Origin of the sequence: Rhodococcus spongiicola (assembly GCF_004011835.1) — a bacterium.
GTDB classification, from domain to species: Bacteria; Actinomycetota; Actinomycetes; order Mycobacteriales; family Mycobacteriaceae; genus Prescottella; species Prescottella spongiicola.
Genome location: NZ_RKLN01000004.1, coordinates 1 through 14367, shown reverse-complemented (window position 1 = coordinate 14367; position 14367 = coordinate 1). Strand labels below are relative to the sequence as shown.

The following is a 14367-nucleotide window of genomic DNA, read 5'->3' as shown; positions in this document are numbered from 1 at the left end:
TCGGGGCGGGTGGCCCACCAGCAAGGACGGCTTCGGTCGTCATCGAGACCCTCACGAGGGGAAAGGATTTCGAATGTCCCGATCAAGGATGCGACTACTCGTGTCGACCGTGGCTGCGGGAGCCATGACAATGGCCGCGGCAGGAGTGGGTCAGATTGCGTTGGGCGGCGCCGTGGCGAACGCCGACACGGCGACAGCAACGGTGAGCGAATCCGGGTTCACGGCGACCAAGACGGTCACGCCGGCTGTTGCCTATCCCGGCGACACCGTGACGACCACCATCGAGGTCGTCAACGACTCGGGTATTACCAAGTACCTCAACTACCTCACGGACTATCCGCCCGCCGGATACGTCTTGGAGAGCGTGACCGGCACCGTCTACCGGGGTACCGGTGGCCACCTGAACGACCCGAGTGTGTTCGACGGGGCCGCCACGCAGGCGGGCGACGGGTCGGTTCAGGTTCGGTGGACCGACGCAACATTGCGATTGGCGAAGGTGCAAGCGAACAACGGTTCGGAACACCCCACGCTCACCTTCACGTACACCGTCCCCGACGACGCTGCTCCCGGACCGCGTTCCGCTGGTTTGGACTTCCAGCCGTGGGCTTCAGGGACCATCACGGGCAATCCGATGCCGGACCTCGCGGTATCGGTCGCGGCGACACCCACGACAACGGCAGTGTCGGTTCCGGCAACCGCACAGGTGGGGGTTCCGACCACACTGACCGCGACCGTTTCTCCCGCGAAGGACGGCACCATCCAGTTCAAGGACGGCGGCGCTGATATCGGTGCCCCGGTGCCGGTCTCCGACGGCACGGCCAGCCTGGACCATGCGTTCGGTACTCCGGGTGCGCACGAGATCACCGCACAGTTCGTCCCGAGCGCCGGCAACGTCGAGGGTTCGGTATCGCCGCCTCAGACGGTCGACGTCGAGGACATAGCGACGAGCCTGTCGGTGACCGTCCCGGCGGAGGCGCTCACGGATGAAGAAGTCACGTTGACGGCCAACGTCGAGCCCCAGAATGCCGCGGGATCGGTGCAGTTCCAGGACAACGGAACTGATATCGGCGTTCCGGTCAACGTCGCGGATGGTGCCGCGAGCATGCAGCACACCTTTACGACCGACGGCGTGCACAGCATCACGGCGGTCTTCACCGGCGACACCGGGTTCTCGGGTTCCACCGCTCCCGAGCAGACCGTGACCGTGAGCATCCCGGTGGTTCCGACCTCGACCAACCTGACCGTTCCCCAGACGGCGGTTACGGATGAGTCCGTCACGCTGTCCGCGACCGTCGAGCCGACGCCGACGGGCGGTACGGTGCAGTTCAAGGATGAAGGCGAAAACATCGGTTCGCCGGTGCCCGTGGAATCCGGGGTCGCGACGCTGTCGCACGCCTTCACATCAGCCGGTGCGCGGACGATCACCGCTGAGTTCAGCGGGGCGACGGGGTTCGAAGCCTCGGTGGCGGCGCCGGCCACGGTGACCGTGGATGCTGCGACGGTGACGTTGTTGGGTGTCCCGGGTTCGGCCACGACAGGGGTCGAGACGGCGTTGTCGGCGACGGTGCAGGCGCTGTCGGGGTCGGCGGTGCCGGCTGGTTCGGTGCAGTTCTTCGACGGTGGAGAGGCGGTCGGAGCTCCAACGGTCCTGATCAATGGTTCAGCGAGCGTGCCGCACACGTTCACGACGGTTGGGACGCATCAGATCACGGCAGTGTTCACACCGGACGCCGGGTTCGCGGGGTCGACGTCGACGCAGCGTCCGGTGACGGTCTCGGATCCGGATCCGTCGGATGTACCGTCGTCGGTCGTGATCACGTCGCCGCCGGCCGCGACGGCGGGTGTGCCGTTGACGTTGAAGGCGCAGGTGATCGGTGCCCCGGTGTTACCGGGAACGGTGCAGTTCTTCGACGGTGGTGTGGAGATCGGTGATCCGGTCGAGGTGGTCGATGGTGTCGTGGAGTTGATGCACACCTTCGATTCCGTTGGGCCGCACCAGATCCACGTCGTCTACTCTGGTGGTCCCGGTGTGGAGGGCTCGACCTCGCAGGTACAGGTGCTCGAGGTCACCGACTCCGATGGAGCGGGCACCAGTTCGCTGGGCAGCTTTGGCGGCCTGTGATTCCGGTCTGACCGCTGACACGTGAAACAGGCTGTGGCCCTGGTCCGTACGGGCCGGGGCCACAGCCTGTTCGGGTCCGCGATACTTCGCAAATCGACCTGTGTAAATCGACATCATTTGGACGCTTGTCCGGTACAGTCCGTTTCGCATTCATCCGCGGGGTCGGGGCTGCGGTGTGGTTGCGGGGTTGGCGTGCGGGCGAGTTGCCCCAGGTCGAGACCGAATCCGTTGAGTTGACGGCCGGTGGTCGTTATTGGGAGGGAAGTGCATGGTTAGGGACGTATCGCGCCGGATCGCTGGCGGGATAGGTGTTTTCGCGTTGGCTACGGGTTTCGCAGCGACCGTGGGTGCCGGATCGGCCGCGGCGGACAGCGACTCGGAGACCTGGTCGGACGGTGACGTCACGTTCACCCGGACGGTGAGCGATGCGACGCCGGAGGTGGGCGATGTCGTCACGGTGACCACGAAGTTCGAGCTCTCCGAGGGCAGTCAACTGATCTGGAGAGTGGCGGATTATCACCCGGCATGCTGGGAGCTAGCCGACGCCGATTATCCCCTGTTGGGAATCACATCGACCTCCACCGAGGTGACGGGGTTGTGGCGCATCTCGACGAGCAACTCCAAGACCTTCTCGTTCGACTACAGGGTGACGGCAGATTGCGATCGCGGTACACCGCTGTCGACGGGGATGAGTTACATACATACTTCCGGATGGGGAGCATACGAAGACTCGGGTCCGACTGTCACGGTGGCGAAGGGTGCCACCACGACGTGGTTGGCCGCGGTGTCCGGGTCGGTCTTGGCGGGTGAGTCGGTGACGTTGACCGCCACGGTAACCGGCGGCGCGCAAGGCGATCCGGTGGACTTCTACGATGGTGACACCAAGGTCGGTTCGGGCCAGCTGAATGCGTCGGGTGTGGCGACGTATGAGTGGACACCCGCGGCAACGGGTATGCGTTCGGTGCAGGCGAAGTTCCCGTCGACGGATGTCGCGCAGTCGTCGGAGTCGACCCTGGTGCAAGTGGGGGTCACCGAGACGGCTTCCGGCTCGTCGGGTAGCTCTGAGTCCGGTTCGTTGGGTAGCTCGGGTTCGTCGGGTAGCTCTGAGTCGGGTTCGTTGGGTAGCTCGGGTGGCGGTTTGTTCGGCAGCTCGGGTACCGGTTCCTCGAACAGCTGAGTAGCCGGGTAATTCGGTCCTGACGGCCGAGCAGTGAAACAGGCCGCGGCCCCCGTCCGTACGGGCGGGGGCCGCAGCCTGTTCGGGTACGCGATACTTCACGAACCGACCTGGGCAAACCGGCATCATTTGGACGTTTGTCCGGTACAGTCCGTTGCGCATTCATCCGCGGGGGTCGGGGCTGCGGTGTGGTTGCAGGGGTTGGCGTGGGGCCCTGCAACGCGCTCTGGATTGGATTCGTTGGGCGTGGTGTCCCAGGTCGAGGTCTGATCCGTTGAGTTGGCGGCCGGTGGCCGTCGTCGAAGAGGAGATGCATGGTTGGCAGGGGATTGCGCCGGATAGTCGGCGGGATAAGTGTTTTCGCGATGGCCGCGGGTTTCGCGGCGACCGTGGGTGTCGCGCCGGCGGCCGCGGCGAGTGAGTCGGTAACGTGGTCTCACGCGCTCACCAAGATCAAGCGGACGGTGAGTGACACGACGGCCTCGGTGGGCCAGATCATCGAGGTGAAGACGAGGTTCGAACGCTCAGGCTCCCTCGAGATCATCCGGGAGGTCAGGGACTATCACCCGACGTGCTGGGAGTTCGTCAGCAGCAGCAAGTCCAACCCGACGGTGAAGTCGGACTACACCAAGGTGTCGGGGTCGTGGAACGTCTGGCCGAACATCAGCCCGACCTCGCAGACCTTCACGTTCGAGTACCGGGTGACCGAAGACTGCGCCCGTGACACCAAACTGACGACGGGGATGAGTTACGAAAGCAGTCTGGGTGGCGGCACCTTCCAGTTCCAGGGACCGGACGTCACGGTGGCCAAGAACACCACCACGACGTCGTTGGCCGCGGTGCCCGACCCCGTGGTGCCGGGTGTGCCGGTGACGTTGACCGCGACAGTGACCGGTGGTGAGCAGGGCGATCCGGTGGACTTCTACATTGCGGGTACGAAAGTCGGTTCGGACCAGCTGAACTCGTCGGGTGTGGCGACGCATACGTGGACGCCACCTGAGGTAGGCGCGTTCTCGGTGCAGGCGAAGTTCTCGTCCACGGCCATGGCGAAGTCGTCCCAATCGTCTGTGCAGGACGTGGCGGTGGCGGATGTCGTGACCTCCCTCGACGTGTCCGCGCCGGACACGGCTGTCACGGGTGAGTCGGTGGAATTGACCGCGCAGGTCTCCCCGGCGGACGCCGCCGGCACCGTGCAGTTCACCGTCGACGGGTCTCCACTCGGGGGTCCGGTCGAGATGGTGAACGGGGTGGCTGTGCTGTCGCACGCGTTCGCGGCTGTGGGGGAGTACACGGTCGCGGCCGACTTCACCGGCGCGCTCGGGTTCACCAACGCTTCCGCAGCACCGGCGACGGTCGCGGTGGCAGATGTGGTGACCTCCCTCGAGATCCAGGCGCCGGACACGGCAAACACAGGTGAGCCGGTGGAGTTGTCGGCACAGGTACTGCCGACGGATGCCCAGGGCACGGTGCAGTTCTTCGACGGTGACACCCCGGTCGGGGATCCGGTCGCCGTCGCGGGCGGGGTGGCTGTGCTGTCGCATGCCTTCGCGGCTGCCGGGGAGCGCAACGTCGCGGCGGAGTTCACCGGCGCGCTCGGGTTCACGAACGCGTCGGCGGCGCCGGTGTCGGTGACGGTGTCGGATCCGGACGTGGTGACCTCTCTCGAGGTCCAGGCGCCGGACACGGCTGCCGCGGGTGAGCCGGTGGAGTTGACCGCGCAGGTCTCACCTGTCGAGGCGGGCGGCACGGTGCAGTTCTTCGCGGGTCACGTGGCGATCGGGGATCCGGTCGAGGTGGTAAACGGGGTGGCTGCCTTGTCGCACACGTTCGCTGCTGCCGGTCAGTACGGCATCTCGGCCGCTTTCGTCGGGGCTCCCGGGTTCACGAACGCGTCGGCGGCGCCGGTGTCGGTGGCGGTATCGGATGTGTCGTCGGTCGAGATCACCTCGTCGCCCGCGGCGACGGCGGGTGTGCCGTTCACGTTGACGGCGCAAGTCTCGCCCGCGGATGCGGCCGGCACCGTCCAGTTCTTCGCCGGCGGTGTGGAGATCGGTGATCCGGTCGAGGTGGTCGATGGTGTCGCGGAGTTGGTGTACACCTTCGATTCGGTTGGACCGCATGAGATCCACGTCGTCTACTCCGGTGGCCCGGGTGTGGAGGGTGCGACGTCACAGGTGCAGGTGCTCGAGGTCACCGAGTCGGGTGACACGGACAGCGGTTCGCTGGGCAGCTTGTTTGGGCTGTGACCCGATCCTGACGACCGACGAGTGAAAATGGCTGTGGCCCTGGTCCGTACGGACCAGGGCCACAGCCATTTCCCGTGTGCAGAGCTTTGCAAATCGACCTGCGCAAATCGACATCATTTGGACACTTGTCCGGTACAGTCCGTTTCGCACTCATCTGCGGGGGTCGGGGCTGCGGTGTGGTTGCGGGGGTTGCAACGCGCTCCGAGTTGAATTCGTTGGGCGTGGTGTCCCAGGTCTAGGTCTGATCCGTTGAGGTTGGCGGCCGATGGTCGTCGTCGAGAAGGAGATGCATGGTTGGCAGGGGCTTGCGCCGGATAGTCGGCGGAGTAAGTGTTTTCGCGATGGCCGCGGGTTTCGCGGCGACGGTGGGTGTCGCGTCGGCGGCTGCGGCGAGTGAGTCGGTGAGCTGGTCGAACGCCAGTACCCACATCAAGCGGACGATAGATGACACGACGGTGTCGGTGGGTCAGATCATCGAGGTGAAGACGAGGTTCGAACGCTCCGGCTCCGTCGTGACCTTCAAGGAGGTCTGGGACTACAAGCCGTCCTGCTTGGAGTTCGTCAGCAGCAACAAGTCCAACCCGAGGGTCGAGTCGGACTACACCTACGTGTCGGGGTCGTGGGCTGTCTGGCCGAACATCAGCAACACCTCGGAGACCTTCACGTTCAGGTACGAGGTGACCGAGGATTGCGCTCGTGACACCCAGCTGTCGACGGGGGTGAAGTACCGCAGCGGGCTGCGCACCGGTGACTTCCGGACCAAGGGCCCGACGTTCACGGTGGCCAAGAACACCACCACGACGTCGCTGGCCGCGGTGCCCGGCCCGGTAGTGGCGGGCGACCCGGTGACGTTGACCGCGACGGTCACCGGTGGCGCGAAGAACGATCCGGTGGACTTCTACGACGGGGGCACGAAGGTCGGTTCGGGTCAGCTGAACTCGTCGGGTGTCGCGACGTATGAGTGGACGCCACCGGACGGGGGCACGCGGTCGCTGCAGGCAAAGTTCCCGTCCACCGCGAAGGCGAAGTCATCGCAGTCGGGCACGCAGGACGTGACGGTGACGGACGTGGTGACATCCCTCGACGTGTCCGCGCCCGGCACGGCGACCACCGGTGAGCCGGTGGAGTTGACCGCGGCGGTGTTGCCGGTCGAAGCGCAGGGCACGGTGCAGTTCTTCGACGGTGACGCGCCGGTTGGGGACCCGATCGAGGTCGCGAACGGGGCGGCGAGCGTGCCGCACACGTTCGCGGCTGCCGGGGAATACACGGTGGCAGCCGAGTTCACCGGTGGGCCCGGTTTCACGAACGCGTCGGCGGCGCCGGTGACGGTGGCGGTGTCGGATTTGGTGACCTCGCTCGAGGTGTCCGCGCCGGACACGGCGATCACCGGTGAGCCGGTCGAGCTGTCGGCGCAGGTCTCGCCGATCGACGCCCAGGGCACGGTCCAGTTCTTCGACGGTGACGCGCCGATCGGGGGTCCGGTCGAGGTGTTCGGTGGTGCGGCGGGCGTTCCGCACACGTTCGCGGCTGCCGGGGAGTACAGCATCACGGCGGAGTTCACGGGTGCGCCCGGGTTCACGAACGCGTCCGGGGCGCCGGTGACGGTGGCGGTGTCGGAGCCGGATGTGGTGACCTCGCTCGAGATCCAGCTGTCGGGCACGGCGACCACCGGTGAGCCGGTTGCCTTGTTGGCGCAGGTGTCGCCGGTTCCGTCGGGTGGCACGGTGCAGCTGAAGGTGGACGGTGTCGATGTCGGTGCTCCGGTCGAGGTGGACGACAGCGGCCGGGCGATCCTGCCGTACACGTTCGATGCCGCCGGGTCGTACGCGGTGTCGGCCGAGTACTCGGGCACACCTGGGTTCGCGCGTTCGCAGGCGGCGGTGACGGTGACGGTGGCCGATCCGGCGGATGATGTGTCGTCGGTGGTGATCACGTCGTCGCCGGCGGCGACGGCGGGTGTGCCGTTCACGTTGAAGGCGCGGGTGCTGCCGGAGGATGCGGCCGGCACGGTGCAGTTCTTCGACGGTGACGCCGAGATCGGTGATCCGGTCGAGGTGGTCGATGGTGTGGCCGAGTTGGTGTACACCTTCGATTCCGTTGGACCGCACGAGATCCACGTCGTCTACTCCGGTGGTCCGGGTGTGGAGGGCTCGACGTCGCAGATGCAGGTGCTCGACGTCAGCGAGTCCGGTGACGCGGATACCAGTTCGCTGGGCAGCCTGGACATCGCCGATATCGCGGGCATCGCGGGCGTCCTGGGCGTCCTGGGCAGCTTGGGCGACCTGTGATCCAGTCCTGACGGCCGAGAAGTGAGACAGGCGGTGACCCCCTTCCTATGCGGGAGGGGGTCACCGCCATTTTCGTCTGTTCCGGACTTCACAAATCGACCTTCGCAAGTCAACATCATTTGGACGTTTGTCCGGTACAGTCCGTTGCGCATTCATCCGCGGGGGTCGGGGCTGCGGTGTGGTTGCAGGGGTTGGCGTGGGGCCCCGCAGTGCTCTCCGGACGGGATTCGTTGGGCGTGGTGTCCCAGGTCGAGGCCTGATCCGTTGAGTTGGCGGCCGGTGGCCGTCGTCGAAGAGGAGATGCATGGTTGGCAGGGGATTGCGCCGGATAGTCGGCGGGATCAGTGTTTTCGCGATGGCCGCGGGTTTCGCGGCGACCGTGGGTGTCGGGTCGGCGGCCGCGGCGAGTGAGTCGGTGAGCTGGTCGGACGGCAACAGCAAGTTCAAGCGGACGATCAGTGACACGACGTTGTCGGTCGGTCAGGAAGTCGAGGTGTCGACGAGGTTCGAGCGCGACTGGGCTCTCGAGGTCATCACCAGGGTGGACGACTATCGTCCGTCGTGCCTGGAATTGGTCAGCAGCAACAAGTCCGGCGCGTCGGACAAGGGGACCTACACCCGGGTAACGGGGTCGTGGACTGTCCGCCCGTACTTCGACCCGACCTCGCAGACCTTCACGTTCAAGTACCGGGTGACCGAGGATTGCGCTCGTGACACCCAGTTGACGACGGGGATGGCCTACGACGGCAGCCTGGGTTCGGGCAGCTACAAGACCAAGGGCCCGAACTTCACGGTGGCCAAGAACACCACCACGACGTCGTTGGCCTCGGTGCCCGGCCCGGTGGTGGCGGGTGTGCCGGTGACGTTGTCCGCGACGGTGACCGGCGGCGCATCGGGTGATCCGGTGGACTTCTACGACGGGGGCACGAAGGTCGGTTCGGGCCAGCTGAACACCTCGGGTGTGGCGACGTTCGAGTGGACGCCGCAGGAGGCGGGCACTCGGTCGCTGCAGGCGAAGTTCTCGTCCACCTCGAAGGCGAAGTCCTCGCAGTCGGGCACGCAGGACGTGCAGGTGAGCGCGCCGGTCTCGACGGGCATGGTCGTGACGGTGCCGGGCACGGCGATCACCGGTGTGCCGGTGGACTTGTCGGCGCAGCTCTCGCCGGTCGAGGCCCAGGGCACGGTGCAGTTCTTCGACGGCGGCGCTCCGATCGGGGATCCGGTCGAGGTGGTGAACGCGGCGGCCAGTGTGTCGCACACGTTCGCGGCGGCCGGGGAGTACGGCATTTCGGCGGAGTTCACCGCTGCGCCCGGCTTCACGAACGCGTCCGCAGCGACCCAGACCGTGACGGTGTCGGATGTGGTGACCTCGCTCGAGGTTCAGGCGCCGGGTGAGGCGATCACGGGTGAGCCGGTGGAGCTGTCGGCGCAGGTGTCGCCGACCGAGGCGCCCGGCACGGTGCAGTTCTCGGTCAACGGTGCCCAGGTCGGTGGTCCGGTCGAGGTCGTCGGCGGGGCAGCGGTGCTCTCGCACGTGTTCGCTGCTGCCGGGGACGCTTCGGTGTCGGCGGAGTTCACCGGTGCGCTGGGGTTCACGAACGCGTCGTCGGCGCCGGTGACGGTGGCGGTGTCGGATGTGGTGACCTCGCTCGAGGTGCAGGCTCCGGGTGCGGCGATCACGGGTGAGCCGGTGGATCTGACCGCGCAGGTCGCGCCGACGGATGCGGCCGGCACGGTGCAGTTCTCGGTGAACGGTGCCCCGGTCGGTGGGCCGGTCGAGGTGGTCGGCGGGGCAGCGGTGCTCTCGCACGCGTTCGCGGCTGCCGGGGATGCTTCGGTGGCGGCGGAGTTCACGGGTGCGCCCGGGTTCGCGAACGCGTCCGGTGCGCCGGTGACGGTGGCGGTGTCGGATCCGGATGTGGTGACCTCGCTCGAGGTGCAGGCGCCGGGTACGGTGACCACCCTCGAGTCGGTGGATCTGACCGCGCAGGTCTCGCCGGTCGAGGCGGCCGGCACGGTGCAGTTCTTCGACGGTGACGCGCCGATCGGGGACCCGATCGAGGTGGTTGGCGGTGCGGCGAGCTTGCCGCACGCGTTCGCGGCTGCCGGGGAGTACAGCATCTCGGCCGTGTTTACCGGCGCGCCCGGGTTCACCGATGCGTCCACTGCGGGGCAGACGGTGACGGTGACGGACTTGACGACCTCGCTCGAGATCCAGCAGTCGGGTGCGGCGACCACCGGTGAGCCGGTTGCTTTGTTGGCGCAGGTCTCGCCCGTTCCGTCGGGTGGCACGGTGCAGCTGAAGGTGGACGGTGTCGATGTCGGGACTCCGGTGGAGGTGGACGACAGCGGCCGGGCGACCCTGCTGCACACGTTCGACGCCGCCGGGTCGTACGCGGTGTCGGCCGAGTACTCGGGCACACCTGGGTTCGCGCGTTCGCAGGCGGCAGTGACGGTGACGGTGGCCGATCCGGCGGATGAAGTGTCGTCGGTGGTGATCACGTCGTCGCCGGCGGCGACGGCGGGTGTGCCGTTCACGTTGAAGGCGCGGGTGCTGCCGGAGGATGCGACCGGCACGGTGCAGTTCTTCGACGGTGACGCCGAGATCGGCGACCCGGTCGAGGTGGTCGATGGTGTGGCCGAGTTGGTGTACACCTTCGACTCCAGCGGACCGCACGAGATCCACGTCGTCTACTCCGGTGGTCCGGGTGTGGAGGGCTCGACGTCGCAGGTGCAGGTGCTCGACGTCACCGAGTCCGGTGACGCGGATACCGGTTCGCTGGGCAGCTTGTTCGGCCTGTGATCTGGTCCTGACGACCGGCAAGTGAAAAGCAGCTGTGGCCCCCTGCCCATACGGGTAGGGGGCCACAGCTGTTGCACGGAATTCGCCAGCACGGGATTCGATACCGCCGGGATCCAACGAGCTCCGGCCCGTTGGACTGGCACCTGTTGATCGTGGCACCTGTTGATCTCACAGGGCGTTGACTCAGACCAGGCACCTGGATCTGCCAATTTTGAGAGTGCCGCAATCGTGATTATTCGGACATTTGTCCGGTACAGTCCGTTGCGCATTCATCCGCGGGGTCGGGGCCGCGGCGTGGTTGCAGGGGTTGGCGTGGGCCCTGCAACGCTCTCCGGACTGGATTCGTTGGGCGTGGTGTCCCACGTCGACGCCTGGTTCGTTGAGTTGGCGGCCGGTGGCCGTCGTCGAAGAGGAGATGCATGGTTGGCAGGGGATTGCGCCGGGTAGTCGGCGGGATCAGTGTTGTCGCGATGGCCGCGGGCTTTGCGGCGACGGTGGGTGTCGGGTCCGCTGCTGCGGCGAGTGACTCGGTGAGTTGGTCGGACGGCAGTAGTTCTTTCAAGCGGACGATCAGCGACACCACGTTGTCGGTGGGCCAGGAAGTCGAGCTGACGACGAGGTTCGAGCGCGACTGGTCCTGGGAGACGATCACGCAGGTGAACGATCATCGCCCGTCGTGCTTGAAGTTCCTCGGCAGCAACAAATCCCGCGCGGTGGACAAGGGGACCTACACTCAGGTGTCGGGATCCTGGGATGTGAATGTGCTCTCCAGCCCGTACTCGCAGACTTTCACGTTCAGGTACGAGGTGACCGAGGCTTGCGCTCGTGACACCGAGTTGAAGACGGGGATGAGTTACAAGGGCAATTGGGGCGACGGCAGCTACAAGACCAAGGGCCCGAACTTCACGGTGGCCAAGAACATCTCCACGACGTCGTTGGCCTCGGTGCCCGGTCCGGTGGTCGCGGGTGTGCCGGTGACGTTGACCGCGACGGTGACCGGCGGCGCGCAGGGCGATCCGGTCGACTTCTACGACGGGTCTAAGAGGCTCGGTGGGAACCTGTTGAACGACTCGGGTGTGGCCACGTTCGAATGGACGCCATCGGAGGCGGGCACGCGGTCGCTGCAGGCGAGGTTCGTCAGCACGGCGAAGGCGAAGTCGTCGCAGTCGGGCACGCAGGACGTGCAGGTCAACGAGTCGGATGTGGTGACCTCGCTCGAGGTTCAGGCTCCGGGTGCGGCGATCACCGGTGAGCCGGTGGAGCTGTCGGCGCAGGTGTCGCCGACGGATGCGGCCGGCACGGTGCAGTTCTCGGTGAACGGTGCTCCGGTCGGTGGGCCGGTCGAGGTGGCCGGTGGTGCGGCGGTGCTCTCGCACGCGTTCGCTGCCGCCGGGGATGCTTCGGTGGCGGCGGAGTTCACGGGTGCGCCCGGGTTCACCAACGCGTCGGGTGCGCCGGTGACGGTGGCGGTGTCGGATCCGGATGTGGTGGCCTCGCTCGAGGTGCAGGCTCCGGGTGCGGCGACCACGGGTGAGCCGGTGGATCTGACCGCGCAGGTGTCGCCGACGGATGCGGCTGGCACGGTGCAGTTCTCGGTGAACGGTGCTCCGGTCGGTGGTCCGGTCGAGGTCGTCGGTGGTGCGGCGGTGCTCTCGCACGCGTTCGCGGCTGCCGGGGATGCTTCGGTGTCGGCGGAGTTCACGGGTGCGCCCGGGTTCACCAACGCGTCGGGTGCGCCGGTGACGGTGGCGGTGTCGGATCCGGATGTGGTGACCTCGCTCGAGGTGCAGGCTCCGGGTGCGGCGACCACGGGTGAGCCGGTGGATCTGACCGCGCAGGTGTCGCCGACGGATGCGGCCGGCACGGTGCAGTTCTCGGTGGACGGTGCTCCGGTCGGTGGTCCGGTCGAGGTGGCCGGTGGTGCGGCGGTGCTCTCGCACGCGTTCGCTGCCGCGGGGGATGCTTCGGTGGCGGCGGAGTTCACGGGTGCGCCCGGGTTCACCAACGCGTCCGGTGCGCCGGTGACGGTGGCGGTGTCGGATCCGGATGGGTCGTCGTCGGTGGTGATCACGTCGTCGGAGTCGGCGATGGTGGGTGTGCCGTTGACGTTGACGGCGCAGGTCGTGCCGACGGATGCGGCCGGCACGGTGCAGTTCTTCGCCGGCGGTGTCGAGATCGGTGATCCGGTCGAGGTCGTCGATGGTGTGGCCGAGTTGGTGTACACCTTCGATTCCGTTGGACCGCACGAGATCCACGTCGTCTACTCCGGTGGCCCGGGTGTGGAGGGCTCGACCTCGCAGGTGCAGGTGCTCGACGTCACCGAGTCCGGCGACGCGGACGCCGGGTCGTTGGGCAGCTTGTTCAGCCTGTGATCCGGTTCTGACGATCGGCAAGTGAAAAGCAGCTGTGGCCCCCTGCCCATACGGGCAGGGGGCCACAGCCATTGCACGGGAATCCGCCACTTTGAAAGTGTCCGATTCAGCATTATTTGGACGTTTGTCCGGTACAGTCCGTTTCGCATTCATCCGCGGAGTCGGGGCTGCGGTGTGGTTGCAGGGGTTGGCGTGGGGCCCTGCAACGCGCTTCGGAGTGGATTCGTTGGGCGTGGTGTCCCAGGTCGAGGCCTGATCCGTTGAGTTGGCGGCCAGTGGCCGTCGTCGAGAAGGAGATGCATGGTTGGCAGGGGATTGCGCCGGATAGTCGGCGGGATCAGTGTTTTCGCGATGGCCGCGGGTTTCGCGGCGACCGTGGGTGTCGGGTCGGCGGCCGCGGCGAGTGCGTCGGTGAGCTGGTCGGACGGCAATAGTGATTTCAAGCGGACGATCAGTGACACGACGTTGTCGGTCGGTCAGGAAGTCGAGGTGTCGACGAGGTTCGAGCGCGACTGGACTCTCGAGATCATCACCAGGGTGGACGATTATCGTCCGTCGTGCCTGGAATTCGTCAGCAGCAACAAGTCCGGCGCGTCGGACAAGGGGACCTACACCCGGGTGACGGGGTCGTGGAACGTCTGGCCGAATATCAGCCCGACCTCACAGACCTTCACGTTCAAGTACCGGGTGACCGAGGATTGCGCTCGTGACACCGAGTTGAAGACGGGGATGGCCTACGACGGCAGTCTGGGTTCCGGTAGCTACAAGACCAAGGGTCCGCATTTCACGGTAGCCAAGAACACCACCACGACGTCGTTGGCCTCGGTGTCCGGCCCGGTGGTGGCGGGTGTGCCAGTGACGTTGTCCGCGACGGTGACCGGTGGCGCGAAGAACGATCCGGTGGACTTCTACGACGGGGGCACGAAGGTCGGTTCGGGCCAGCTGAACAACTCGGGTGTGGCGACGTTCGAGTGGACGCCGCCGGAGGCGGGTACGCGGTCGTTGCAGGCGAAGTTCTCGTCCACCGCGAAGGCAAAGTCGTCGCAGTCCAGCACGCAGGACGTGCAGGTCAACGAGCCGGATGTGGTGACCTCGCTCGAGGTGCAGGCTCCGGGTGCGGCGACCACCGGTGAGCCGGTGGATCTGACCGCGCAGGTCTCGCCGACGGATGCGGCCGGCACGGTGCAGTTCTCGGTGGACGGTGCTCCGGTCGGTGGTCCGGTCGAGGTGGCCGGTGGTGCGGCGGTGCTCTCGCACGCGTTCGCGGCTGCCGGGGATGCTTCGGTGTCGGCGGAGTTCACGGGTGCGCCCGGGTTCACCAACGCGTCGGGTGCGCCGGTGACGGTGGCGGTGTCGGAT

General features: G+C 66.6%; 7 protein-coding genes. All 7 read left to right on the top strand.

Translation table 11 applies throughout. The annotated features are described in order from the left end of the window. Nucleotides 1–73 precede the first annotated feature (73 nt). The gene (locus EF834_RS11455; RefSeq protein ID WP_164874124.1) at nt 74–2122 is read left to right on the top strand and encodes an Ig-like domain-containing protein; all 2049 of its coding nucleotides are present in this window, start codon (nt 74–76) and stop codon (nt 2120–2122) included. 319 nt (nt 2123–2441) lie between these two features. Further along, nucleotides 2442–3299 (top strand): Ig-like domain-containing protein, encoded by an 858-nt coding sequence (locus tag EF834_RS11450; RefSeq protein WP_164874123.1) that lies wholly within the window; start codon nt 2442–2444, stop codon nt 3297–3299. A gap of 314 nt (nt 3300–3613) precedes the next feature. After that, nucleotides 3614–5545: an Ig-like domain-containing protein gene (locus EF834_RS11445; RefSeq protein WP_127947373.1), complete on the top strand. Its 1932-nt coding sequence runs from the start codon at nt 3614–3616 to the stop codon at nt 5543–5545. A 290-nt stretch (nt 5546–5835) separates the two neighbouring features. Continuing rightward, complete coding sequence (locus tag EF834_RS11440) at nt 5836–7833, top strand: Ig-like domain-containing protein (RefSeq protein ID WP_127947372.1); 1998 nt, start codon at nt 5836–5838, stop codon at nt 7831–7833. A gap of 304 nt (nt 7834–8137) precedes the next feature. Beyond that, nucleotides 8138–10636 (top strand): Ig-like domain-containing protein, encoded by a 2499-nt coding sequence (locus EF834_RS11435; RefSeq protein ID WP_127947371.1) that lies wholly within the window; start codon nt 8138–8140, stop codon nt 10634–10636. A gap of 419 nt (nt 10637–11055) precedes the next feature. Beyond that, nucleotides 11056–13008 (top strand): Ig-like domain-containing protein, encoded by a 1953-nt coding sequence (locus EF834_RS11430; RefSeq protein WP_127947370.1) that lies wholly within the window; start codon nt 11056–11058, stop codon nt 13006–13008. Nucleotides 13009–13308: 300 nt separating this feature from the next. Further along, nucleotides 13309–14367 (top strand): Ig-like domain-containing protein (locus EF834_RS11425; RefSeq protein ID WP_164874122.1); only part of this gene is annotated, 1059 nt, incomplete at its 3' end.

Coding starts and splice junctions, on each gene's coding strand:
- EF834_RS11455 (WP_164874124.1), top strand. CDS start 74: ATGTCCCGATCAAGGATGCGACTACTCGTGTCGACCGTGGCTGCGGGA.
- EF834_RS11445 (WP_127947373.1), top strand. CDS start 3,614: ATGGTTGGCAGGGGATTGCGCCGGATAGTCGGCGGGATAAGTGTTTTC.
- EF834_RS11440 (WP_127947372.1), top strand. CDS start 5,836: ATGGTTGGCAGGGGCTTGCGCCGGATAGTCGGCGGAGTAAGTGTTTTC.
- EF834_RS11435 (WP_127947371.1), top strand. CDS start 8,138: ATGGTTGGCAGGGGATTGCGCCGGATAGTCGGCGGGATCAGTGTTTTC.
- EF834_RS11430 (WP_127947370.1), top strand. CDS start 11,056: ATGGTTGGCAGGGGATTGCGCCGGGTAGTCGGCGGGATCAGTGTTGTC.